This window comes from Paenibacillus sp. J22P277, from assembly GCF_059383675.1.
The window spans coordinates 606157-631338 of sequence record NZ_JBXENS010000006.1 but is presented as its reverse complement, the minus strand read 5'-3'; the positions used below and the strand labels follow the sequence as shown (position 1 = coordinate 631338).

General features: G+C 60.1%; 22 protein-coding genes. 17 read left to right on the top strand and 5 right to left on the bottom strand.

What is annotated here, in order from left to right:
* Window positions 1–146: 146 nt before the first annotated feature.
* Window positions 147–710, top strand: coding sequence for an FAD-dependent oxidoreductase (locus AC50YL_RS23510; protein WP_494835121.1), 564 nt, complete (start codon window positions 147–149; stop codon window positions 708–710).
* Window positions 711–902: 192 nt separating this feature from the next.
* Complete coding sequence (locus tag AC50YL_RS23505) at window positions 903–1709, top strand: phytanoyl-CoA dioxygenase family protein (protein ID WP_494835119.1); 807 nt, start codon at window positions 903–905, stop codon at window positions 1707–1709.
* Between the two features lie 255 nt (window positions 1710–1964).
* Here AC50YL_RS23505 and AC50YL_RS23500 read toward each other — a convergent pair whose 3' ends face one another.
* The gene (locus tag AC50YL_RS23500) at window positions 1965–2186 is read right to left on the bottom strand and encodes a hypothetical protein (RefSeq protein ID WP_494835118.1); all 222 of its coding nucleotides are present in this window, start codon (window positions 2184–2186) and stop codon (window positions 1965–1967) included.
* A gap of 252 nt (window positions 2187–2438) precedes the next feature.
* Here AC50YL_RS23500 and AC50YL_RS23495 point away from each other — a divergent pair, with 252 nt between their 5' ends.
* The 3 genes from AC50YL_RS23495 (at window position 2439) to AC50YL_RS23485 (ending at window position 4658) form a co-directional block, all read left to right on the top strand.
* A complete protein-coding gene (locus AC50YL_RS23495; protein ID WP_494835117.1) occupies window positions 2439–3584 on the top strand; it encodes a helix-turn-helix domain-containing protein in 1146 nt (381 codons plus the stop codon).
* A 32-nt stretch (window positions 3585–3616) separates the two neighbouring features.
* Complete coding sequence (locus AC50YL_RS23490; protein WP_494835115.1) at window positions 3617–4009, top strand: VOC family protein; 393 nt, start codon at window positions 3617–3619, stop codon at window positions 4007–4009.
* Window positions 4010–4211: 202 nt separating this feature from the next.
* A complete protein-coding gene (locus AC50YL_RS23485; protein ID WP_494835114.1) occupies window positions 4212–4658 on the top strand; it encodes a ParB N-terminal domain-containing protein in 447 nt (148 codons plus the stop codon).
* A gap of 259 nt (window positions 4659–4917) precedes the next feature.
* Here AC50YL_RS23485 and AC50YL_RS23480 read toward each other — a convergent pair whose 3' ends face one another.
* Both AC50YL_RS23480 and AC50YL_RS23475 read right to left on the bottom strand, forming a co-directional pair.
* Window positions 4918–5553: a GntR family transcriptional regulator gene (locus AC50YL_RS23480; protein ID WP_494835113.1), complete on the bottom strand. Its 636-nt coding sequence runs from the start codon at window positions 5551–5553 to the stop codon at window positions 4918–4920.
* A complete protein-coding gene (locus AC50YL_RS23475) occupies window positions 5519–6382 on the bottom strand; it encodes a sugar phosphate isomerase/epimerase family protein (RefSeq protein ID WP_494835112.1) in 864 nt (287 codons plus the stop codon). Before AC50YL_RS23475 ends, AC50YL_RS23480 begins: the two co-directional genes overlap by 35 nt.
* Window positions 6383–6643: 261 nt before the next feature.
* Here AC50YL_RS23475 and AC50YL_RS23470 point away from each other — a divergent pair, with 261 nt between their 5' ends.
* From AC50YL_RS23470 to AC50YL_RS23430, 9 genes are all read left to right on the top strand, one after another.
* Window positions 6644–7495 (top strand): phosphogluconate dehydrogenase C-terminal domain-containing protein, encoded by an 852-nt coding sequence (locus tag AC50YL_RS23470; protein WP_494835111.1) that lies wholly within the window; start codon window positions 6644–6646, stop codon window positions 7493–7495.
* A 7-nt stretch (window positions 7496–7502) separates the two neighbouring features.
* Window positions 7503–8552 (top strand): Gfo/Idh/MocA family protein, encoded by a 1050-nt coding sequence (locus AC50YL_RS23465; protein ID WP_494835110.1) that lies wholly within the window; start codon window positions 7503–7505, stop codon window positions 8550–8552.
* A gap of 15 nt (window positions 8553–8567) precedes the next feature.
* On the top strand, window positions 8568–9314 hold the full coding sequence (locus tag AC50YL_RS23460; protein WP_494835109.1) for an amidohydrolase family protein: 747 nt from the start codon (window positions 8568–8570) through the stop codon (window positions 9312–9314).
* A 304-nt stretch (window positions 9315–9618) separates the two neighbouring features.
* Window positions 9619–10887 (top strand): serpin family protein, encoded by a 1269-nt coding sequence (locus AC50YL_RS23455; RefSeq protein ID WP_494835108.1) that lies wholly within the window; start codon window positions 9619–9621, stop codon window positions 10885–10887.
* Between the two features lie 100 nt (window positions 10888–10987).
* Complete coding sequence (locus tag AC50YL_RS23450; RefSeq protein WP_494835106.1) at window positions 10988–12541, top strand: WG repeat-containing protein; 1554 nt, start codon at window positions 10988–10990, stop codon at window positions 12539–12541.
* 217 nt (window positions 12542–12758) lie between these two features.
* Window positions 12759–13478, top strand: a complete 720-nt coding sequence (locus tag AC50YL_RS23445) for a GntR family transcriptional regulator (protein ID WP_494835105.1) — start codon at window positions 12759–12761, stop codon at window positions 13476–13478.
* Between the two features lie 63 nt (window positions 13479–13541).
* A complete protein-coding gene (locus tag AC50YL_RS23440; protein WP_494835103.1) occupies window positions 13542–14303 on the top strand; it encodes an SDR family NAD(P)-dependent oxidoreductase in 762 nt (253 codons plus the stop codon).
* Between the two features lie 73 nt (window positions 14304–14376).
* Complete coding sequence (locus AC50YL_RS23435; RefSeq protein ID WP_494835102.1) at window positions 14377–16314, top strand: DUF8034 domain-containing protein; 1938 nt, start codon at window positions 14377–14379, stop codon at window positions 16312–16314.
* Between the two features lie 252 nt (window positions 16315–16566).
* The gene (locus tag AC50YL_RS23430; RefSeq protein ID WP_494835101.1) at window positions 16567–17877 is read left to right on the top strand and encodes a glycoside hydrolase family 140 protein; all 1311 of its coding nucleotides are present in this window, start codon (window positions 16567–16569) and stop codon (window positions 17875–17877) included.
* A 116-nt stretch (window positions 17878–17993) separates the two neighbouring features.
* Here AC50YL_RS23430 and AC50YL_RS23425 read toward each other — a convergent pair whose 3' ends face one another.
* Both AC50YL_RS23425 and AC50YL_RS23420 read right to left on the bottom strand, forming a co-directional pair.
* A complete protein-coding gene (locus tag AC50YL_RS23425; protein WP_494835100.1) occupies window positions 17994–19760 on the bottom strand; it encodes a cache domain-containing sensor histidine kinase in 1767 nt (588 codons plus the stop codon).
* Window positions 19757–21358, bottom strand: a complete 1602-nt coding sequence (locus AC50YL_RS23420) for a response regulator (RefSeq protein ID WP_494835098.1) — start codon at window positions 21356–21358, stop codon at window positions 19757–19759. The genes AC50YL_RS23425 and AC50YL_RS23420 overlap by 4 nt, the downstream gene beginning before the upstream one ends.
* Before the next feature lie 195 nt (window positions 21359–21553).
* Here AC50YL_RS23420 and AC50YL_RS23415 point away from each other — a divergent pair, with 195 nt between their 5' ends.
* The 3 genes from AC50YL_RS23415 to AC50YL_RS23405 all read left to right on the top strand — a co-directional run bounded on the left by AC50YL_RS23415 (window position 21554) and on the right by AC50YL_RS23405 (window position 25084).
* On the top strand, window positions 21554–22477 hold the full coding sequence (locus AC50YL_RS23415) for an ABC transporter permease (protein ID WP_494835097.1): 924 nt from the start codon (window positions 21554–21556) through the stop codon (window positions 22475–22477).
* Window positions 22478–22490: 13 nt separating this feature from the next.
* Window positions 22491–23375 (top strand): carbohydrate ABC transporter permease, encoded by an 885-nt coding sequence (locus AC50YL_RS23410; protein ID WP_494835096.1) that lies wholly within the window; start codon window positions 22491–22493, stop codon window positions 23373–23375.
* An 80-nt stretch (window positions 23376–23455) separates the two neighbouring features.
* A complete protein-coding gene (locus AC50YL_RS23405) occupies window positions 23456–25084 on the top strand; it encodes an extracellular solute-binding protein (RefSeq protein ID WP_494835095.1) in 1629 nt (542 codons plus the stop codon).
* Window positions 25085–25182 lie beyond the last annotated feature (98 nt).

Sequence of the window (25182 nt, the reverse complement as noted above, 5' to 3'; positions counted from 1 at the left end):
TTTCGTTTCAAAACATACCGATATGAAAAGTTGAATATCGGATTTTCAAAGCGTATGATAGAAGCGGACGGGCTTGCCAATGCATCGAATACCAGACTGCCGACCGTCATGTTCAGCATCTCGAATCTATTTTGGGAGGTAGAATCATGTCAGAAATCGCCATTATCGGAGCAGGACCGGCAGGCGGAAGCGCGGCGCTGTTCGCGGCCAAAGCCGGGAAGAAAACGCTGGTGCTCGACAGCGATCAAAGCGTGACGAAGCGAGCCTGGGTCGAGAACCACTACGGCGTACTGGAGACGACGGGACCGAATCTGGTCGAGATCGGCATCCGGCAGGCGAAGAAATTCGGCGCGGATATCGTGCAGGCCAAGGTCACGAAGATCAGCAAGACGGACGACGGCTTCAGCATTGCGACGGAATCCGGCGACGCGTACGAAGCGAAGGTCGTCATCGTCGCATCCGGCTTGTTCCTCGATTTCGCGGAGGCCTCCGGACTGAACACGAAGCCGGGCACCGAGCCGCGCATCAAGACGATTCTCGACGCGGATGCCGAAGGCCGCACCAATGTAGCGGGCATCTGGGCCGCAGGCACGTGCGCGGGCGTCAGCATGCATACGATCATCACGGCCGGGGACGGCGCGAAGGTCGCCGTCAACGTCATCAGCGAGCTGAACGGCTCGCGCTACGTCGATCACGATGTTTTGAAATAAATCGCCATTTTACAATCGAACTTTTCATCACGGATCTCTCTTTCTTCTCGGGGCGCATGCGGCAGCATAGCCTGAGAGGAGAGGGGGATTTTTTAGTTGAAGCTTGCAGGAAATCGTGCGGCCGGGTGGAATGAATAATTTGAAAGCGGGTTCAATAATCGGGGGACCATTTTGATTCGCGGAGGGTTAATCATGCGGTTGAGCCAAGCGCAAATCGATTTTTTCGAAACGTTCGGGTTTTTGAAATTTCCGGGGCTGATGGCGGACCGTTTGGACTGGATCGTCGACGAGTTCGCGAAGACGTTTCCGGAGGACAACAAGCATGACGGCACGAAGCGGACATGCGTCGTGCCGTTCATCGACCAGCGCATGTCCGTGCTGATCGACGATCCGCGCATGCTCGCGATCGGCCGCTCCCTGCTCGGCGAGGATTTCAACTACATGGGCAGCGACGGGAACTACTATACGGGCGATACCGGCTGGCATCGGGACGGCTACCACGAGAAATACAGGCATTTGAAAATCGCCTTCTACCTGGATCCGCTGGACGGCGACAGCGGCGCGCTGCGCGTCATACCGGGCAGCCACCGGCTGCAAGACAAATACGGCGACGATCTGACGCTTCGCATGCGGGACGCGGCGGCGACCTGGAATATTGGCGGCGCGGATGTGCCGGCTTACGTGCTGAACGTGACGCCAGGCGATGTTCTGGTCTTCGACCACAATACGTTCCATTCTTCGTGGAACGGCAGCGCGAGCCGCCGCATGTTCACCATCAACATGTGCCAGCGCTACGCGCAGGAAGACATCGGGGAGCTGCGGGAGTATATCGCGGGAGCGGCGAGATTTTGGATCGACCGCGCCTTCTCCGAGACGATGATGAACACGGCATCGCCGGAGCGGATGATGCATTTGGAGCAGGTGATGGCGAACGACGACCATCTGGCGGCGCTGAGCGCCAAGGCGCGGCAGGAAATGGCGGAGCCGTCGCGTGGCTGATGGATGCGCGCGTCGCGCACGAACGGCAGAACCGGGACCGTTTCGATGGAAGCGGTTCTTTTCGTTTGCGGGAGCGTCGTGTAGGGCAACGTCGTCGTCGTCCGGAAGTTCCGGCGCTATGCCCGAACTTACGGATCTATCGTTCAAGCAGGACTGCGGAAGCAGCGCTCGACGCCTATCGGCAGGATTGGAAATGGGGCGTGCAATGTCGGATCTTACGGTTGGAACGGTTGCGTCGCGGCATGCACGTACCGTTCAGCGGGCTCTTTTACGCCCCTTCCGCTTGTACCGTCTCCGGAATGAAGAGGTGTCCGCCCCTTCGGCAGCAGCTCCGCCCGTCAGCGAATCGGTTTGCTGGGCGTCTTCCACTACGTCCTTCGACTTGTCTTCTCCCACGATGGGGAGGATATCCGCGTTCCCGAACAGGATCGTCCCGTTATTGGTGACGATGATCGCGGTTCGAATCCAACAGGCCATACCGGCATCAGCATCCTCGTCGTCATGTAAGTGAATCGGCTAGTCTAACCTATGCCGGTATAGCCGCGCCCGAATTGGCGCGTATCCCGCTTGCGCCAGAAATCGCGGGAGCCCGGGTTAGGGGCGGGCGATTCAACCGCCGGTTGAAACGGCCTGTTCAACCGATGATTGATAGAGCCGGAGCAAGCGGCATGCTATGCTGAATGCAGGCAGTGCGCACTGTACGAATCTAGCAAGCGGAGGCGTTCGATAATGGAAATGCGCAAGATCGGTGCTTATTTCTCGAGACTCAGAAAAGAAGCGGGCATGACGCAGGCGGAGTTTGCCGAACGGTTAAGCTTGAGCCATCAAGCGGTATCGAAATGGGAACGCGGAGAGTCGCTCCCGGATATCGGCTTGCTGCCGGCCATTTCCGGTCTGCTCGGAACGTCCATCGACGAGCTGCTCGCGGGCGGGCGGCGGATCGTGCCGGCGCAGGCAGCCGCGGCATCGGAGGCGGCTGGGGAACATACGGCTGCGGAAGCGGCGCCAGCGCCTGCGGAACCGCGTACGGATGGCTCGGGATACGCGGCAGCGGAGTCAATAGAAGCCGAGCCGGAGCACGCCCGTGCGGTAAAAGCGGAGCAAGAGGCAGAAATAGAGCTGGTGCTAAAGCAAGAGGAAGAACAAGTAGAAGAAAAAGCAGAAGCAGAAGCAGAGCAAGAACATGAGCGAGAACTCGAGCATGAACAAGAGAATGAGCAAGAGAATGAGAATGAACATGAGCATGAGCAAGAAGAAAGCGCCGTGATTGCGGCCGTCGAGCCGATCGACGAAGCGGACGAGGAAGAAGACGCGGACGGGGATCATCCGAGCCTAAGCGCGATCTTGCGTTTGGCGCCGTTCCTGGGCAGCGACACGATCGACGCGATGCTCGCCTTCGTGGAAGACGGCCGGTTGAACGCGGACGTTATCCAAGCGTTGGCGCCGTTCATGGGGCATGAATCATTGGCCCGCGTGGTTGATCGCGCCGCCGGCGGGAATTTCGACATGCGCCAGCTTGTCGCGCTTGCGCCTTTCTTGGCCGCGGAACATATCGACCGGCTCGTGCTGCGGGCGGAGGGCGGCGTGACGGACTGGGAGGTCGTGCATGCGCTGGCGCCCTTCATCGGAAGCGAGACGCTGGACCGCCTCGCCGATCAGACTGTCGATGGCGGGATCGAAGTCAGCCATATCGTTGGACTTGCCCCGTTCTTAAGCAGGGACAGCATCGAGAAGCTGCTGGGGCATGTGGAATCGGGCACGCTCGGCGCCAACGTTCTGACCGGACTCGCGCCTTTCCTGCACAAAGACGCCTTGGACCGGCTGGTGAAGCGCATGCTGGATAAGGCGCTGATGCCGGCAGCGAAGCAAAGATAGGCAAAATCGGACCACCGGGAGGAAACAATATCATGAGCGGAAACGGTTCGCAAGCCATCCCGATGCTGGCGGTAGACGATGCCGGCCGGGCAATCGATTTTTATAAACATGCCTTTGGCGCTGTCGAGGTTAGCCGAATCGAGACGGAAGACGGGAAAGTCGCGCATGCCGAGATTAAAGTAGGAGATGCCCGGATCATGGTTGCCGACGAGTTTCCCGGACACAATCAGGCGGCCAAATCGCTTGGCGGCACGCCTGTCATCATTTATGTATACGTCGAAAACGCGGACGATGCGGTACGAGCAGCCGTGAATGAAGGCGCAATTTCCCTTCGGCCGATTCAGGACCAACCGCACGGAGACCGGGTGGGAAAGATCGAAGACCCTTTCGGTCATGTGTGGATGGTTGCTTCTCCATTGGATTAAGAGAACGAACGGGTAGTGCGAAACAAAAGGCATGATCGCGAAGGTATATGCGGGAGACGCAAAGTTCGAGGACGGCATGGCGACGAAGCTTCCCGCCGACGCCGAGATTTATAGGCCCGACTCGTATGGATCGTCCGTCTATATCGTGAGATGGAACGGAAACGAAAGTACGTTATCTTGGACTTGTGGAGGGATGAGACCGATGTCGCTGCCGCTGGCATTTACGGCCGAAGAAGCGATTGCGTTCGCGAAGGCGGATTGCTTGGAGGAATGGGTGCATCTGTTCTTGCGCACGGCCGGCAATAACGCCCCGTTCTCGGAAGGGCTGAAGCTGCAGAAACGGTACTGGGCCGGTCCCGTGCTGCTGCCGCTTGCCGAGCTGGAACGCTGCTGCGGACCGGAGCCGGAGATGGAATATTACAATCCGCCGGAGAGTTGGGAAGCGCGGGTGGAATCGCTCATGGCGGCGCTTCGCGGCGGATGGTCCTGCGCGCCGCTGATCGCGCAGGTCGCTGACGGCAAGCTGTCGATCCGCGACGGCAATCACCGGCATGAGGCGCTGCGCAGGCTCGGCGTCTCGTCGTGCTGGACCATCGTGTGGGGCAGCGACAGCCAGGAAGAATTGACGGCTTGGGACGGCGTTACTTAGTCTCAAGACGTTACTCGCCGCGGCCTTATTCCGCTTGCGGAGCCGTTGCGGGATCGATGGTTCGGACATGCGGATTTCCCTCGTAATCAAGAATTGGAAGCTTTGTACGCCCAAACTCCGGAGGTCGTCAAGAAGTGCCGGATTATTCCGGCATCGCGACGCACGGGACGAGGGGTTATTGCCGGTTTGCATATCCGCCCAATCAACAACAAAACGGCAGCTTCGGACGCTAATCATGCATCCAAGCCGCCGTTTTCGTTTACAACACCAATATCCGCGCCCCGTATTCCAAATGCTCCACCATGCGCCGCTTCGCTTCTTCCCCTTGACCGTCCTGGATCAATTCGAAGATTTCGAGATGATCCCGGTAGGAAGCCAGAATGCGGCCGTTGTCCTTTCGAAGCACCTTCAGCGCCAACTGGAACAAGCGATCCTGCAAATTTTCCATCATCTGCACCATTTCGTCGTTGTCGTAGACAAGGGCAAGGCGCCGGTGGAAATCCGAGTCGGCATGCGTGAACGCGAGGTAATCGTGCTGCTCGGCCGTCTGCCGCTGCAGCTCCAAATTCGCGCGGAACCAGGCGCTCTCGTCCGGCGAAAACTTGCGGCTCGACAGCTTGAGGACGATGTGGCTCTCCAGGGCGACGCGAAAGTCGAAGAAATCCGCGACCCGCTGCAAGGACAACTCGGGCAGGCTGAGCCCTTTGTTCGGCGCCAGGTTCAGCAAGCCCTCGGCGGCCAGTTTCTCGAGCGCGGCGCGGATCGGCGTCCGGCTCATCTGCAGCAGCTCGACCAAATATTTTTCCGTCAGCTGCTCGTTGCCGTTAATCGTGCCTTCCAGCAAGTGCGCGCGCAGCTGTTCATAGGCTTTCTCTTTCAACGTTACGGGTGGCATAGTCGTTATCCTCTTCTTCCATAAAATGAACGGACCTCAGATAGGCGATGCTTCGTTCCATCCAATCGCGCTCGACGGCGATCGTGTCTTCGACGGAATTCGCGTATGGCGTCCATAGTTCCAATATCGCATTGACGCCGGTCTTGCCGTTTGCCGCGACGATCGCGCTCAGCTGCGGGATGTCCAGCCGTCCCTCGCCCGCAGGCGTGCCGAGAATCTCGAAGCCCATCATATGATCGACCCGCCGGATGTCGAAATCCTTGATATGCAGGTTCACGAGATACGGCGACAGCGCGCGAATGACGTGATCCGGGGCTTCCAGCGCGCCGAATGAATTCACCGTATCTAGGCAGCAGCCGACATGCGCGTGATTCAGGTTCTGAAATAATTGTACCAGCTGTCCCGTCGTATGCAAGCCGTGATTTTCGACCGCAAGCACGACATCGGCGGCTTCGTAGGCCGGCAGCACCTCGCGGATCTGCGATTCGGCCGCCGCCAGATCGGGCGTCGTGACGATCGTCCGGACGATGGAGGAGCCGAGCGTGCCCGCGATGGCGAGATAACGGAGCAGCAGCTCCGGCTCGGTGCCGCGCGTGCCCACCTCCAGCTCGACGCCTTGCTCGTCGGCCGTCCGTTTCAGCCGAAGCAGCTCATCCTCCGTCCGGAGATGAAGCGGCAGGTTGTCCGCGATTTGCAGCAGGTTCAAGCCATGGCTGCGGGCAAGCTTGACGAGGGCCTCTGCCGTCAACGCCTGTTGCGGGCGCGCGTAGCCGGGAACGCCGACGGACCAGGTTAGCGTGTAGGTGCTGAGCCCGAGTTTCATCTTCATTTATTTCCTCCTGACCCGTGCTTCGTTGACCCGCTTGGGGCGCTCCTGCAGCGGACGCAGCCCTGATGCCGGACTTCGAGCATGGCATATTGCATTCAGCATAGCAGGATTTCCGGTAAGGGGCAATTAATTATATATAAATTGTATACATTTTGTATTGAACATGTTTTTGTAATCGGTTATGCTAGTGGCATCATCCTTGCGGGTGCGGTTCGCAACGGATTGCATCCGCTTTAATTCGATTGCAAAGGGGCAAGGAGCATGAGCACTGCTATTCAGATCGCGATTCTTGGCGCGGGCGGCAAGATGGGCTGCCGGATAACGGATAATTTGAGGAAAACGGATTACGGGCTCTTGCTGGTCGAGCAGGCCGATTCCGGCAAAGCAAGGCTTGCGGAACGCGGGCTGTCGGTCACGTCGAACGAAGAGGCGCTGGCAGCGGCGGACGTCGTCATATTTGCCGTTCCGGACGCGGTCATCGGCCCGCTCTCGCAGACGATCGTGCCGCGGCTAAAGCCGGATACGACCGTCATATTGCTGGATCCCGCGGCGGCATACGCGCAGCAGGTCGCGCTTCGCGACGACTGCCATTTCGTCGTGACGCATCCCTGCCATCCGGCGCTGTTCGAGGAGCAGGATTCGCCGGAAGCGCGCCAGGACATGTTCGGGGGAATCGCGGCGAAGCAGGACATCGTCATCGCGCTGCAGCAGGGCACGGAAGAGAAGCTCGGGCAAGCCGAACGAATCTGCATCGCGATGTTCGCGCCGGTTACCCAGTGCCATCGCATAACGGTCGAGCATATGGCCCTGCTCGAGCCGGCCGCGGCGGAGGTCGTGGCCGCTGCGGCCGCGTGCATCATGAAGGAAGCGATGGACGAAGTCGTTCGCATGGGCGTGCCCGAAGCGGCCGCCCGGTCGTTCATGCTGGGTCATATCCAAATTCCGCTCGCCATCGCCTTCAACAATGTCAATCCGTTCTCCGACGCCGCCAAAATCGCGATCGAATACGGCTTCGAGAAGATCTTCAAACCGGATTGGAAGCAGGTGTTCACGAAAGAATCGCTCGACGAAGTGCTGCGCTTGATGCTGCATTTGGACGAGAAGAGGGGTTGAGGCGAACATGGAGAAAACATGGAAGGTCGGCCTGATCGGCACCGGCTTCTGGTCGGATAAGCATCTCCAGGCTTGGAGCCGTATTCCGGGCGTTCAAATCGCGGCGCTCTGCAACCGTTCGCCGGAAAAGCTTCGCCTAGCGGCGGCTAAGTACGGCGTGCCGGAGGAGCGGCTATACGCGAATATCGACGATATGCTGGCGCGCGCCGATATCGATATCGTGGATATCGTGACCGGAACGGAGACCCACCTGTCGTTCGTGACCAAGGCCGCCGACGCGGGCAAGCACATCATGTGCCAGAAGCCGTTCGCGGAATCGCTGGCCGAGGCGGAGGAGATGGTGTCGCATGCGAAGGGGCGGGGCGTGCGCCTCATGGTAACGGAGAATTGGCGCTGGCTGGAGCCGTTCCAGACGATCAAGGGCGTCTTGGACAGCGGAGAGCTCGGCAAGATCCAGGTCGCGCGCTACATCCATACGGATTACTATACGCCGCGCATGGAGCCGGACGCGGAGCTGCCGCAGCCGTTCTTCCGGACGATGCCGAAGCTGCTGTTCTACGAAATGGGCGTTCATTGGTTCGATACGTGGCGTTTCCTGTTCGGCACGCCGAAACGGCTGACGGCGGAATTGACGCGCGTAAGCGATTATATCATCGGCGAAGACAGCGGCATCGTCATCCTGGGACATAACGATTTCTACGGCTTCATGGATATGAGCTGGGCGACCCGCCAGAAACTGGATCAGCCGCTCGGGGAACGCGTCGGTCCCGTTCATCTGGAGCAGTTCATCATCGACGGCAGCGCCGGGACGCTCAAGATGTACACCGACGGCAAGATCGCCGTCGTCTCCAAGGACGGCAGCGAAGAACGAATCGTAAAGGCGAAGACCTGGCTGGATCACGAGGAAAGCCATGTCCGGCTGCAAAGCCATTTTATCGCATGCCTGAACGACGGGAAAGCATTCCAGACAAGCGGCGAAGACAACATGATCACGCTGCGAATGACCTTCGCGGTCTACGACAGCGCGGCGGGGCATAAGACGATTTCCCTTCAGTAGAGGAGATGGAACGGTTTGACGATTATCGACGTTCATGCGCATTACGGCTGGGATTACGTGTTCGACGAGGATTTCACGCTTGAAGAGCAGTTGGCGAAGCATGCGGAATTCGGCGTGGGCGCCACGATCCTGCAGCCGGCTTCCTGCCACGACCTGGAGCGGGTGACCGCGCAGCATGACGCGATCGCGGAAGCGGCCCGATTATTTCCGGGGAAATTTTACGGCATGGCGAACCCGAATCCGCATCTGCGGGACGATATCTACGAGGCGGAGCTTCGCCGCTGCGTGGAGGAGCTGGGCTTCATCGGCGTGAAGCTGCATACGTTCGCCCACGCCGTCCATCCGGGCGGCCGCGACGGCACGAAGGTGTTCAAGCTTGCGCGCGAGCTTGGAATTCCCGTTATGGTGCATACGGGCGCGGGAATTCCGTTCGCCAATCCGTCCAATCTGATCGAGGTGGCAGAACGGTTCCCGGAGGTGCCGATCGTGATGGCTCACTGCGGCATGATGATCATGGCCGGAGAAACGATACTTGCTTTGCGAAAATGCGAAAACTTGTATGCGGACATTACGTGGACGGCAGGCTTCCAGATCAAGCACTGGGCCGACGAGGTCGGAGCGGACCGGTTCATGTTCGGCACCGACCATGCGGACAATACGGGCACGGAGCTTGCCAAGATCCGTACCTGCGGACTGAGCGTAGAGCAGCAAGAGCTGATTTTGCGCGGCACGGCGGAGCGGATTTACGGCATTAAGCCATAAAGGCAAGGGAGGCGAGGCTGCGATTAACGGCCTTGCCGCCTGCAGGACGAGGTCAGCCCGGATTCATCGGGCTGGCCTTATTCGCGTTGATGGGCGACTATTCGCGCCCGCGGCAGTCGAGCCTTGTCTGGCGGCAGACGGCGTCCGTCTCCGTCGCGGAAGAGTCGTCCGGGATTGCGGATGGGCGGTGGTCTGGTTGCGCGCGGACTCGGAGACATTCGATTAGCGTTTGGCCTCGCAACCTTCTGTACGGCTGTTGCGTCTTACCAGTAGTTGGATGTCTAATCGATCTGGGGGGATCACGATGACAGGAGCAATACGACGAAGCGCCCTTATGTACGGAATCGCTTCCATTCTGCTGGCAGGCACGGTATGTGGCTGCGGGGCGAAGCAGGAGGCGCTGAAATTCACCGCGTCCGACGTCGACAAGGCACTGGTGAAGCGCGACCGTGACTTCGCCATGCGTCTCGCCGAACCGCTGCTTGCAGCCGCGGCGGCAGAGCACCGCAATACGGTGTTCTCGCCGTACAGCGTCTCGCTTGCGTTGACGCTCGTGCTGAACGGCGCGCGCGGCGAGACGAAGGATGAACTGCTGGCGCTGCTTGGCTCGCGCGACATTTCGCTGGAGGACCTGAATGCGGGAAACGAGGTCGTCATGAATATTCTTGCGCATGACGATCCGGACGTGGAGGTGCGCATCGCCAATGCGATCTGGGCGCAGAAGGGCATGACGCTCCGGGACGATTACGTGAGCGGCATGAAGCGGACGTATGCGGCGCCGATCGCCACGATCGATTTTGCCGATAAGACCCGCGCGTCGAAGGCCGTCAACGATTGGGCGGGCAAACAGACCGAAGGACGGATCAAGGAGCTTGTCGGTCCCGCCGTCATCTCGCCGATGACCATGATGCTGCTGGTGAACGCGATTTATTTTCACGGCAGGTGGACGGAACCGTTCGAGCAGTCGGCGACGAGGGATGCCGCGTTTCACCTGGACGGAGGGCAGGAGGTCCAGGTGCCCATGATGTCGATGCGGAGCGAGCTGCTCCATAAGTCGACCTCGTCCTATCAAGCCGTTCAGCTCCCGTACGGCTCGGGCAAATGGAGCCTGACCGCGGTCCTACCCGTGTCCGGCAAGACGTTGCAGGATGCCGAGGCGGAGCTGCTTCGCGAACCGGCCGGGTGGACGGAAGGCTTCGAAAGCGGCGATACGCAGCTCGAGCTGCCGCGGTTCAAGATCGAAGCGGGGAGCAGCCTCAAGGACACGCTGCTGGCGCTTGGCATGGTTCGTTCCTTTGAAAAGGGAACGGCCGACTTCACCGGGATATCGCAGAGCGCGCGGCTGTTCGTGAGCGAAGTGCGCCACAAGGCGTTCATCGAAGTCGACGAGCAGGGCACGGAAGCGGCCGCGGCGACGGCCGTCGCCATGGATGATTCCGGCTCCGCGGGGCCATCCGAGCCGTTCGCGTTCAAGGCGGATCGTCCTTTCCTGTTCGCCGTCCGGAACGAGACGACGGGCGTCATCGCGTTCATGGGCAGCGTCGCGGATCCGTCGCCGACGGCGGCAGAGTAGCTGCTTGGCGGAGGATGCGTTTGACGAACCGGCTGTTCCCGGAACCAATGACCAGGTAATCACGAGTAAAGAATGAAGCAGGAAGGAAGAGGTGCGGCTCATGAAACGGAAAACCTTGCGGTCCATGAAGAGAACGGCTGCGGCGATGACGGCGGGACTGATGGCGGCAGGCGCGCTGCTCTATGGCGGAAGCAGCGTCCAAGCAAGCAATTTGGAAGTGTTCGATAAGGGGGAGCATCTGCTGTTCCCCGAAGGCCCTATCCGCCAGAGCGGCACATGGCTGATTCCGCTGCGCGCCGTCGCGGAGCGGTTCGGGTATGCGATCGGGAAAACGGAGCCGGGGGAAGCGACGCTCAGCGGCGGGGCCAAGGGCAGCATCGCGCTGCATCCCGGGGAGCCGACCGTGATTATGAACGGCGTCAAACGAACGTTTCAAGCGGCTCCGGAGTATATACACGGCACGCTCTTCGTTCCGCTGGATTTCATCGAAGAATTGACCGCTGTCGACTATAGCGTCATGGAGGGGACGGCGAATAATCCGTCGGCGATCCAGCTCCGGCCGGGGGACGAGGACGCGGCGGCGCTGCTGGACAAGCAGTATTGGACGGGCGTGAACGCCGGTTACGGAAATACCTTGATTTTGAACGGCAAGGGCGAAAGCGTGCAGACGATAACCGGCCAGTCCGTCTGGTTCGGCTACGACGAGTTGGCCCCGTTGTACAAGAACGGGCTCGGACAAGGCTTCATGGATCGCGCGGGCAAGCTTGCCGTCGGCGCCTCGCACTACCGGATCGATTCGTTCAGCGAAGGCTTGGCCGTCTACAAGGATCTCTATCCTTTCGATTCCGCTTCCTATCAAGTCAAATTCGGATACGTAAACCGCGCGGGGCTGAACATGTATGCTTCCGGCTACAGCTCTGTCCCGATGCTCTTCAGCAGGGCGTATCCGTTCTCGGACGGCCTCGCCAAAGTCGTCCAAGGCGACAAGACATTCTATATCGACCATAACGGCAGCACCGTCATACCTCCGATCGCGGGCAGCCTGCATACCGGTTCGTTCGCCAGCGGTCGCGCCTCCGTGGAGATGCGGGTGCGGATCGGCGGCAAGCTGACCGCGCGCATCGGGTTTATCGATACGGAAGGGAAATTCGTCATTCCGCCGACATACGCGTGGGCGGACGATTTTGCCGATAACGGCCTGGCGGCGGCCGTTGGCCAGAACGGGAAATACGGTTACATCGACGCGGCCGGCAAATGGGCGATCGCCGCGCAATACGACAGCGCGGACCGCTTCCAAGATCATTTCGCCGTCGTGCGAACGACGACGCCGAACGGAACCGTGCTGTCGCTGATCGATGCCGCAGGGAATAAGGTCAAACTGCCTCCGCACAAAGAGTTGGGCGGCGTATCGCAAGGTCTGGTCGCCTACGAGTCGGATGGATTATGGGGTTATGCCGACACGTCGGGAGATGTCGCGATCGCGCCCCGATTCGACTGGGTGTCCGGCTTCCGAGGCGGGTTGGCGAGCGTCAGGCTGAAGGAGAACGGAAGCAAGCTTCGCGACGCGTATATCGACAGGTCGGGCGCAGTGGTATGGAAGAGTGAATTCACTTACCGATCGATTGCGGTACGCAAGTTAACGGAACGTGCTTGAACCGGAAACGAGCAATAGACTTGCATAAGCGATGGAATAGGAAGCTTTGAACGAAGGCGGGGAACGGGCGGCGCGGAGCCGGCAGGTTCTCCGCCTCTTCGGTTGGCCGCGGATATTTCCGGTTGACGAAAGGGCAATCATTCCTTACTATAATGTTGTATACAACATCCAACATTTAACAGCAGAACCATGCAGCAGCGCAAACGGGAGGATTCACGTGACGCAAGGAACCGGCAAGAACGGGCAGGAGCCGCTGGCGAAGCTCGTCGTCAGCAACATTTGGGACCAAACCTATCAGATTTTGAAAGAGAAGATCTTATCCCGTCATTTCGGCGCGAACGAGAAGCTGCTTATTCCGGCGCTCGCGGAGCAGCTCGGCGTCAGCCGCACCCCGATCAGGGATGCGTTGAACCGGCTGGAGATGGAAGGCCTCGTGCGCACCGTCGCCAAAGTCGGCACTTTCGTGAATCCGGTGCAGGAAGACAACGTCAACGACATCATGGACAGCCGCTTGATGATCGATCTATGGACGCTGGATCGGCTGGCGGCAATGGACGAAGCGGAGCTGGCCGGCAAGATCATGCCGCTGGCAGCGCTTATGGACGATGCGGCCGCGGCTTCCTACGCTGCGGACGGATCCAATATCGAGCTCCAATCCGGCTTCGATCTGATGTTCCATCTCGCGTTCGTTCGGCTTGGCGGCAACGCGAAGAACGTCGAGCTCTACAAGTCGCTGATGAATTACCGGCTGTTGAACCTGCGCGAGCCCCATGTGACCCCGACGATGCTCGAGCTGGCATTCCGCCAGCATCAGGCCATCTTCAGCGCCGTCGTCGCGCGGGATTTCGCGGCCGCCAAGGAAGCGGTCACGTCGCATCTGGCCTATTCGCGGCAAAATATCGTCGCTGTCATCAGCCGGAACGGCGGCGTCATCTAGCGGGTTCGGGCGCGTGCGTCTTGACGGTTAAGACCCAGAAGACGAATGGAGGAGCGATGAAGGATGCTGAACGGAAAAATCGCGATCGTGACGGGATCGACCAGCGGAATCGGCGAGGCGACGGCGCTCAAGCTGGCCTCGCTCGGCGCCCGGGTCCTCGTCACGGGGCGGGATGCGGAGCGGGGAGGCGGCGTTATCGGGGAGATCAACCGGCGAGGCGGCGAAGCGAGGTTCCTGCAGGCGGATCTCGCCGATCCCGAAACGCCGGGCAAGCTCGTCGCGGAGGCGGCCGGCGCTTGGGGCGGCGTGGATATCGTCGTTAACAACGCGGCGATAGTATGCAACAAGCCGCTCGCGGAAGTCACGCACGGCGATTGGGACCGGCTGTTCGCGGTCAACGTGAAAGCCGGTTTCTTCCTCATTCAGGCGGCGCTGCCGCATCTGAAGGCATCCGGCGGCGCCGTCTGCAATATCAGCTCCATCAACGGCTGGATCAACGACCGCAACAACCTCGTCTACGATACGATGAAGGCCGCCTTGAACCATATGACCAAAGGGCTTGCGCTCGATCTGCTGCAGGAAGGCGTGCGCTTCAACGCGCTGCTGCCGGCTGGGGTGGCGACGCCGCTGCTGGACCTGTGGTTCCGGGAGAAGCTGGGCGACGCGGCCGCGGCCAAGGACGCCGCTGCGGCGGTCTGCGATGCGCCGAGCGTCGGCAAGCCGGAGCAGATCGCCAGCGCCGTCGCCTTCCTCGTCGGCTCCGATGCCTCGTGGATCAACGGGGCGATCATTCCGATCGACGGCGGTTATCGTCTCGAGCCGTAGCAGCTCCGGCCGGACATGTTTGCGGGCACGTTCGCAACATAAGCATTCCTAAGAGAAAGGTCGTGTTTATGGCATGGATTCCACCAATCCGGCTTCCCTTCAAACGAGCATTACGGCCTCCCGGCGCGCGCCGGCTCCGGCATGGGCGTCCAAGCAGCGGCGGCTGTTCGACCTGCTGAACCAATCCGCGACGGCGTTCATCGCGAAGTATACCCGTCCGGACGGCACGCTGATCTGGCGCGGCGACTGGCCGGGCATGGACGGCTCCGACGATCCGTACGAGGGCTTCATGAATCTGGCGCTGCTCTATGCGCTCGGCGGGGACGATTTTCTGCACGAGGCTTCGCGCCGCATCTGGGAAGGGATTACGTGGCAATGGACGGAGTACGGGCAGATCCACCGCGAATTCGACGCTTATTACGACTGGATGCATCATGGCGAAGGTTATCTGTACGTCTACTTTCTCGGGCTGGCGGGCCCGGCGACGCTGAAGGACCGGCAGCGCGCGGTCCGGTTCGCGCGGATGTACACGGGCGACGACGAGGAAGCGCCGAACTTCGACAAGGAGAAGCGTCTGATCCGCTCGCCGCTGAACGGGAGCCGAGGCCCGCGATTCCAAGTGAACCGCGAGGACTGGTCGACTCATCGGGGCATCCTGGATCATTATTTGGCCCCGTTCGAGGACGTGCCCGGCGTCGACTTCGCTTCCCGGAAATGCCCGTGGAGCGACGACGAGGTCTATGATCGGCTCATCGCGATGATGAACGAGCGGATGAACCGCGGCGACGTGCCGCTGAACCTGAACGCGACCGGACTCGTCGCGAACGCGTTCATGCACGCGGGGGACGAACAATATCGCAACTGGGTGCTGGACTACCTCGCGGCCTGGAACGAACGGGCGGAGCGCAACGGCGGGCTGATTCCGGACAATGTCGGCCTGAACGGCGAGATCGGGGAATACAACGACGGCAAATGGTGGGGCGGTTATTACGGCTATCGCTGGCCGCACGGCTTCATGACGATCATCGAGCCGGTAACGAACGCGGCGATGAACGCGCTGCTGCTGACCGGCGATCGGGCGCATCTCGGCTTGGCCCGCCGCCAGTTGGACTTGAATTGGTCGTTGCGCAAGGAGATCGGCGGCGAATTGCAGGTGCCGTACAAGCATTTCGACGCGGGATGGACGGATTACCGCGGCGCGACCGCGAAATACCCGATTTATCTCTGGACGGTGTCCATGGCGGACGAAGACCTGGCACGCATCGACCGGATTCCGCGGCAATACGACTGGAATCAAATCATCGTCCCGAACGTCTCGGGCAAGGACGCGGCGCTGGGGCGCGAGACGAAGCATTACATCGTCAATACGGAGCCGTGGTTCCAATATATCCGCGGCGCGCTGCCGGATTACCCCGACAAGGTGCTGGACGCCAATTTCCAATTGATCGTCCGGCAGCTGGAGCGGATGGATTCGCCGATCGGCGATCCGAACGCCTGGTCGGAAGCGTACAGCGACGACGATTTCTCCAGCATCCACATCTGGCAGGAGCTGTGCCCGGTCTATATGGAAAGCCTCGTGCAGCTGACGCTCGGGGCGCCGATGCACATCTCGCACGGCGGTCTGCAGCATGGACGCTTCCGTTACTTCGATGCGGAGCGCAAGCGCGCGGGACTGCCGCGCGACACGGCGGCGCTGGTCGAGAAGCTGGGCGACGCTTCGGCGATCCTGCAGCTCGTCAATACGTCGCGGACCGGTCGGCGCACCGTTGTCGTGCAGGGCGGCACCTTCGGCGAGCATACGATCGAAACGGCGGCGGTATTGGACGAAGGCGAAGGAAGCGAAGCGGCCGCCGTGGCGGTGGACAGCAAATGGCTGCAGATCGAGCTGCCGCCGGGCACGTCCATCCGGCTCGAGCTCGGCATGAAGCGCTATGCCAACCGTCCGACGTACGACGATCCGTGGACCCCGCAGACGAAGGAATCGCTGCTTTCCGGGCGCGCGCCTTATTAAGCCGGCAGTATGCCGCGGCAGCGCATGTCTACGAAGATGCGAGCCCTTACGCCTACCGGCCCAACGCGCATCAAAGCGTGCGGGGCCGGTTTTTCTTGCGAAAAAACGGGGTGAATCTCTTATATATTTATTGTATACATATTGTGTACGCGTAGGGGATGTGATAGTCTGGGACTACGGCCGAGTTCGGCCGGCAGCATCGCAATCATGGGGATTCGATCATTCACACGAAACGGGAGCGTGAGCGGGAGCATGACGACGAAGCGTTTGCAGCGTCTGAAAGTAAGCGATAACAAACGGTATTTGATTCACGAGGACGGCACGCCGTTCTTCTGGCTGGGGGATACGGCATGGGAATTATTCCATAAGCTGAACCGCGAGGAAGCGGCCGAGTACCTGCAGAACCGGGCCGAGCTGAAATTCAACGTCGTTCAGGCGGTCGCGCTGGCGGAATTGGACGGCATCGGCGGGAACAACGCCTACGGACGGCGTCCGCTGAAGCAGAACGCGGAGGGCCGATACGATCCGACGCTGCCCGATTTGGACGGCGACGACAATTACTGGACGCATGTCGATTATATCGTGGATCTCGCCGCGTCGCATGGGCTCTACGTCGCGCTGCTGCCGACGTGGGGCGACAAATATCACAAAGCGGGCTTCGGCAAGGGTCCGGAAATCTTCGACGGGGAAAACGCGCAAGCCTACGGCCGCTGGCTGGGCGAGCGCTACGGCGATCGGTCCAACATCGTCTGGGTGCTCGGCGGGGACCGCTCGCTGATCATCCGCAATCATTTCGAAGTGAACAACGGCCTCGCCGCCGGACTGCGCGAAGCCGTCGGAGACGCGCAGCTGATCACGTTCCATCCTTGCGGCAACGCGTCGTCCTCCCATCACATGCATGACGAGCCGTGGCTGGATTTCAACATGATCCAATCCGGGCATCACGAGCAGGTGCGCGAGAATTACAAGCACGTGAAGGCCGATTACGATCGGCTTCCGGTCAAACCGACGGTCGACGCCGAGCCTGCTTACGAGGATCATCCCGTTAATTTCAATCCGTCCAAAGGGTATTTCGACCAAGCGGACGTGCGCACGGGCGCGTACTACGGCGTGTTCGCGGGCGCATTCGGCACGACCTACGGGCATCACAGCATCTGGTCGATGACGACCGAGCCCAAGCCGTACTTCATCATGGCCTGGCAGGAAGCGCTTCATCGTCCGGGCGCGGCTCAGATGCGTCATCTGCGCGGGCTGATGGAAGCGCGTTCCTATCTGGACCGCGTGCCGGATCAAAGCCTGATCGCGGACAATTACGAAGGGGCGAACTATATGGTCGCCACCCGCGGCGAGCAGTACGGCCTGATCTACAGTCCGAACGGCATTCCGTTCCGGGCGTCGCTCGGCAAATGGAAAGGCGGCAGCGTGTCGGCCTCCTGGTTCGATCCCCGCACCGGCGAATACAGCGCGATCGGCGATTACGCCAACCGCGGCGAAGCGTCGTTCTCGCCGCCGTCGAGCGGCAGAGGCTGCGACTGGGTGCTGGTGCTGACGGCGACGGAGTAAAATCGAGTCCTGCAGCAGAGCAAAATACATGACGAACAATCGCCCGCCATTATGCGTACTCGCATGATGGCGGGCGATTTTGTCCGAACGGCCGCGATGCCCTGCCGCGGCTTGCGTTACGGCGCCCGCCTCACGATCGCGGGCAGCGCGATGCTGACCGTCGTGCCGCGCCCGGGCGCGCTCTCGTACGAGAGCCCGTAGGCCGGGCCGTACTGCAGCTGGATGCGCTCGTGAATATTCTTGATGCCGTAGCCGTGAAATTCGTCGACCGTCTCCCGGTCCAGGATGCGTTCGACGAGCTCGGCCGGCATGCCGGCTCCGTCGTCCGCGACGGTAAAGACGAAGACGTCGCCCCGGCGCGCGCCGGCGATGCGGATCGTGCCGGACTTGGCCGGCGTTCGCAGTATGCCGTGCATGATGGCGTTCTCGACGATGGGCTGCAGCGTGATTTTCAGCATTTCCAGCGTCAGGACATCCTCGTCCACCTCGACCTCCAGGCGGATTTGGTCCTGGTACCGGAGGTTTTGCAGGGTGACGTAAGCTTTGACATGCTCGATCTCGTTCCTGACCGGGATGATGTCGTCTCCCTTGCTCAGCCCGATCTTGTAGAACGTCGATAAGGACTGGATCATCGTCTCGATCTCGGCATTGCCGCTCATGACGGCCGACCAATTGATCATGTCGAGCGAATTGTACAGGAAATGCGGATTGATCTGGGATTGCAGCGAGCGCAGCTCGAGCGACTTGATCTTCTTGCCGGTCTCGAACCGTTCTTCGATCATGGCCCCCATCTCGGTGACCATGTAGTTGAAATCCCGCGAGATTTGGCCGATCTCGTCCCTCGACGAGACCCGGATGCGCGTAGTGAAGTCGCCGCCGGTCACCTTGCGGATGTTCTTGGCCAGATGCTTCAGCCGAAGCGCGCTGGAATTGAACCACAGATAAGCCAGGAAGAACGAGAGGAGTCCGGTCGCGAGCAGCATGAGAATCATGTAGAACCGGATATCTTTGCCGGTCGACTTGATCTCGCCGTACGGGATGACGGAGATGAACGTCCAGTCCGAATTGGCGACGGGCCGCGACAACGTCAGGTAATCGTCCTTGCCCGCCCGGATATCGCTGCTCGTCACGCTGTCTCTCGCCGCGCTCTCGGCGGCCGCGCGCAGCTCGCGGTCGGCCAGCAGCTTCGCGTTCCCGGAGGCGGAGATGAGGTCTCCGCCGCTGTTCACGATATAGGAAAGCCCCGTGGACGTCACGTTCGCCTGCTTGACGATCGCGTTCACGACGGGCTCGCGCATGTCGATGCGGATGACGCCGTCGGTCACGTTGAAGGTCTTGATCGTGATCCGCCGCGCCAGCGAGATGATCGGCGTGCCGTTATCCGTCTCCGACGCGAACCGGTCCGGCGCGATCCAGGTCACGACCGACTTCGAGGCTTTCAGCGCCTCGTACCACGGCAGGCCGTCCAGGTCCTTGAACACGAAGAAGCTCGCGTTGTCGTACGAGTAGCCGGGAATGTCCCGGATATACAGCCGGATGCGCTGGACGTCGGTGTTGCGCTCGATCTGGTTGAAGAGCGTCGTCAGGTTGTTCTGGTCGATGTTCTGCTGAATGAAATCCTCGTCGTAGATGGCCGGATTGGTCGTATGCACGTCCTGCAGCGTCTTGTCGAAATAGATAATGTCGGTGGCGTTAAGCAGGTTGCTCAGCTTCGTCTCGAGGTAGGTCTCCGACTGGTCCAGGGCGTTCTGGGAGGTGCGCAGCATATTGTCCTCCATCTGCGACGAGACGCGCCAGTACGTCAGCGCAGTCAGGACGATCAGCGGCACGAAGATCAGCACCAGGTAGGAGAACAGCAGCTTCGTCTTGATGCTGACCGTCATTTCAGCGCGTTCTCCCGATAGTCCGAGGGCGTAATGCCGGTAATGCGCTTGAATGTCTTCGTAAAATACTTGACGTCGTTGTAGCCGGTTCGCGCAGCTACCTCCAGCAGCTTGACGCTGCGGTCGGCCAGCAGCTCCTTGGCGCGATCGATCTTGTACGCGTTGAGATAATCGTTGATCGTTTGGCCGGTGTCCTTTTTGAAGAGCTGGCTGAGATAGGCGGGCGTCAGATGCAGATGGCCCGCGATATCGCTGATCGTGAACCCGCCGTTCCGGTAATTTCGCTGGATATAGCGGATCGTCTCGTGCACGACGCGGCTCTTGGCGCCGACCGCCGCGACCGCGGCGAAATATTCGCGCACCTCCGATTCCAGGAAGGCGAGCAGCTCGTTCAGGGTAACGGCGTCGCTCACCCGGTGCCACAGGTATTCTTCTTTCCGTTCCTCCATGTACCGGCCGAGGAATTTGTTTTGCGCTTCCGCGTAGAGCTTGAGCAGCAGCCGGTAGAACAGCATTTTCACGTCGTCGATCAAGGTCGCGTCATGCCTGCGAATCTCCCGGGCGATATGGGCGATGAACGGGAAGACGGCCTCGTCGCAGGCGAGCAGATAGTCCGCGAAGGGCTGATCGAAACCGTCGTCAAGCCCCGCGGGCACGGCAGACTCCGCTTCGAATACGGCGACGCGGCCGTTGCCGAGGAAGAAAACCTTCTGCACGGCGGCGACGGCCGATTGGTACGAGAGATGGATCTGCTCCATGCCCTTCGCCGTCCGGCCGATGCCCGCGAACAGCCTTGGGGGCGATCCGGGCCCGCAGAGGCTCGCGAAGTCGGCGCCGATCCGCTCGGCGGCGGAACGAATATCGTCCAGGGACAGCCCGTTCGCGATCAGCATATGCGCGACGAGCCGCATGCCGTCGATCGTGCCCGCCATGGCGGTAATTCGCAGGCTGCCGAGTACGCGCGAGATGGCCTCGTAAAGCAAGCCGCGCAGCTCCGCCGTGCGTTCGAGCGGGATGTCGGACGCGAAATGGATGCGAAATAAAACGCTTACATATCGGCCCGCGAGAGGCAGCTCATAGCCCGATGCGGCGAGCAGCCGGTTGATCTCCCCGGCATCCGGACCGCCTTGCGCGAGCTGGAACGCGAAGTCCCGCTGCAGCAGTCCGATGCTCGTCTCCAGCTTCGCGGCCGTCTCGGCCAGCCGCTTGGACTGCTCCGCTTCCTGCCGGCAGGCTTCCGCCACCGAAGCGATGCATTCCTCCAGCTCCTTGACGCTGATCGGTTTCTCGATATAACGGACCGCCTTCAGCTGGATGGCGGCTTTCAAATATTCCTTGTCCGAATACCCGCTGATGAAGACGAATTTGCAGTGCGGCAGCTCCGCCTGCGCCTGCCGGGCCAGATCGATGCCCGTCACCGTCGGCATCCGGATGTCGGAGAGGATGATGTCCGGCTTGTACGCGAGCGCGAGCGCAAGCGCGGTATGGCCGTCGTCCGCCTCGCGGATCTCGCCGATGCCGTAGCTTTGCCAAGGCAGGCACATTTTGAGCCCATCGCGGGTTCTTTTCTCGTCGTCGACGATCAACAGCTTAAGCATGCTCGCATCTCTCCTTGGAACGATTTCCGTATATTCAAAATAGCAGAGTGGGCCGAGGGTCTACAAGACGGCGCGCGAAATGTCTATCGAATAGTGCACCAAATCATACGATCGTGTCCTTTTGGAAGTGCTTTCATCGCTCTATAATCAACTTATGAAATCCCAGACGACGAAAAACGGAGAGAGCGATCGCACATGGTCCGAAAACGAAACTTCCTGTTCTACCTGATTCAAAACCGCGCCTTCCTGCTGATGATCCTGCCGGCCGTCCTGTTCTTCATCCTGTTCTCGTACCTGCCCATGGCGGGCATTATCGTCGCCTTCAAGAACTTCCGGTTCGACCAAGGCATCTTCGGCAGCGAATGGAACGGCATCAACAATTTCCGGTTCCTGTTCCTGTCGGGCCAGATCTGGAACATCTTCAAGAACACGTTCTTCTACAATACCGCGTTCATCGTGACGGCCACCGCGTTTCAGATAAGCATCGCGGTCCTGCTGTCCGAGATCACCTCGAAGTTCTACAGCCGGTTCTCGCAAAGCTTGATGTTCCTGCCGTACTTCATCTCCTGGGTGATCGTGGGCGCGTTCTTCTACAACATCTTCAACTACGATTACGGTTTGATGAACGCGGTGCTGAAGGCGTTCGGCGCCGATCCCGTGGACGTGTACAGCTCGCCCGGCATGTGGAAGTACATTCTGGTCTTCTTCCACAACTGGAAGTGGATCGGCTACGGCTCGGTACTGTATCTCGGCGCGATCCTCAGCATCGACGAGGAGATGTACGAGGCGGCGGATATCGACGGCGCGAACGTGTTCCAGAAGATCTTCCGCATCACGCTTCCGAACATCATGCCGACGATGATCGTCATGGTGCTGCTGCAGGTAGGCAATATTTTCAGAGGCGATTTCGGGATGTTCTACCAGCTGGTCGGGAACAACGGCAACCTCTACGACGCGACCGACATCATCGATACGTACGTCTTCCGTTCGCTGTCCCAGATGGGCGATATTCCGATGTCCTCGGCCGCGGCATGCGTGCAATCCGTCATGTGCTTCGCGACGATCAGCGTCGTGAACGGCCTCGTCCGGAAGTTCAGCAAAGACAACGCCCTCTACTAAAGGAGAACGGAACATGAAACCAATCCGCATCGACAAACTGGTCTTCAACTTCATCGCGTACGGCGTCATCGCCGTTGTCGCCCTGCTTTGCGTCATTCCGTTCATCATGGTCGTATCGGGCTCGTTCTCCACCGAGGCGTCCGTGACGGCGAACGGCTACGGCCTATGGCCGTCCTCCTTCTCGATCGAATCGTACCGGGCGATCCTGACGGACCCGACCTCGCTGCTGAAAGCGTACGGCGTCACGCTGTTCATTACGATTACCGGCACGCTCGTCGGGCTGTTCCTCACCGCGATGACGGCCTACGTGCTCTACCGCAAGGAGTTCCGGTACCGGAACGCGTTCGCGTTCTTCTTCTACTTCACGACGCTGTTCAGCGGCGGTCTGGTCGCGTATTACCTCATCATGCTCAAGTACTACCACATGAAGGACAATCTGCTGGCCCTGATCGTGCCCTTGCTGCTTTCCCCGTATTACATTCTTATCATGCGCAACTTCCTGAAGTCGGTGCCGGACGCGATCCCGGAATCCGCCAAGGTCGACGGGGCGGGAGAATTCACGATATTCACGCGGCTCTGCCTGCCGCTCATGAAGCCGGCGTTGGCGTCCATCGGGATGTTCATCGCGCTCGGGTATTGGAACGACTGGTATCAGGCAGCGCTGTTCATCGACGATCAGAGCAAGTTCCCGCTGCAATACATGCTGTACAAGATGATCACCAACATCGAATTTCTCTCCTACGCGGCGGGCAACAACGGCATTCCGACCGTGGAACTGCCCCACGAGACCGTCAAGCTCGCCATGACCGTCGTCTCGATCGGACCGATCGTGCTCATCTATCCGTTCGTGCAGAAGTATTTCGTCAAAGGGCTGACGGTCGGCGCGGTGAAAGGGTAAACGCAAGGCGCGGCAACGGTTAATACCGGGATACGGATTAACATAGATGGCATAGCAAAAACACGAGGAGGTCATCCAGTTTGAAAACGCACTCGAAAAAGGCATTCATGATCGGAGCGCTCGCCCTTTTCCTTAGCACATCCTTGGCGGCATGCGGTTCGAACGACAACGGGAGCGGCGGCACGTCGAACGGCCAGAGCGACGATGCGGGCACGAAGGCGGCAAATAACGCGCCTGCGGCTGCCGACGCCGATACGTCCGGCAAGGACGCCGCGGCGGCGGGCCCGGATATTTCCAAGCACGTGAAGCTGACTTGGGCGGCGCTCGGCGATCCGCCGAAAGACTTCGACGCGGTGAAGGCGGAGCTGAACAAGAAGGCGAACAAGGATTTGAACGCGGACGTCGACTTCGTCTGGATCGGCTGGGGCGACCTGAACAGCAAGTATCCGCTCATGCTGATGTCGGGCCAGAACGTCGACATGATCTACACGGCCGGTTGGCTGGATTACAGCGGCAACGCGAAGAAAGGCGCCTTCACCGAGCTCACCAAAGACATGCTGGACCAATACGCGCCGAACGCCGTGCAGAAGCTGCCGCCCGAAGCCTGGTCCAACGCGACCGTCGACGGCAAAATCATCGCGGTGCCGCGGAACTTCCTCGAGTATCAGGATGCGGGGTTAGCCGTCAGGGGCGACTACATGAACAAGGCCGGCCTCACGGCGATCACCGGCCTGGACGACGTGGCGAAATACCTCGCGGCGGCGAAGGAAGCCGATCCTAAAGTCACGCCGTACAATACGGGCGCCGACGTAGGCGACTACCCGCTGACATCGTACGTGACGCGGAAGGATTCGCTGATATCCGTGCCGGGCCTTCCGGCGAACATGCTGCTGTTCAATCCGCTGGAAACCAAGCCGCAGGTCTCGTCCGCGTTCGATAACGCCGATCTGCTGGCCGCGTATCCGAAGATTCGCGACATGTTCCTGAAAGGCTACATCAACAAGAGCGTCCTGAACAACAAGACGCCTTCGCGCGACGCCTTCAAGGCCGGTCAATCCGCGCTTGCGGCTTATGGCGACAATCAATTCCGCGACTCGTACAACGATATCAACACGGCGCATCCCGATTGGAATATCTCCTTCCAGTCCTTTGCTCCCGAAGGTCCCTTCATCAAGCTGGCCTACGATTCCGGCATGATGGCGATTCCGTCTTCCTCGAACAATAAAGAGCGGGCGCTGATGTTCATGGATAAGTTCTTCAGCGATCCAAGCTACTACATGCTCATGATGAACGGCATCGAAGGCAAGCACTGGGAATACACGGCCGACCAGGCGAAGATCGAGGTACCGGCCGGAACGGATCCGTCCCTGTATCCGAAATGGCAGTATCCGTGGGGCTTCGGCGACTGGGTGGGCTTCAACAAGCCGTCCACGACCGACTACCCGGACTATGCGAAGCACGTCGAATACATGGCGAGCGTGGCGAAGCCGAATCCGTACGCCAACTTCAAGCCGGACATCGATTCGATCAAGAACGAGATCGCGGCGCTGAACAACGTGTTTACCAAGTACGCCGGCGCGCTGTCTTACGGCGCCGTGGATCCGGACGACGCGCTTAAGAAAGCCGCCTCCGAGCTCAAGGCAGCCGGCTATGACAAAGTGAAGGCCGAAATCCAGAAACAGCTCGACGCTTTTACGCCCGGCTCGTAAGCAAGCCCGGCAGGCCGTAAGACCGGCCGCGTACGACGCGACATCGACGGGGACTGCTGACGACGAATCATCAGTCCCTTCTCGTATGCCGGCATTGG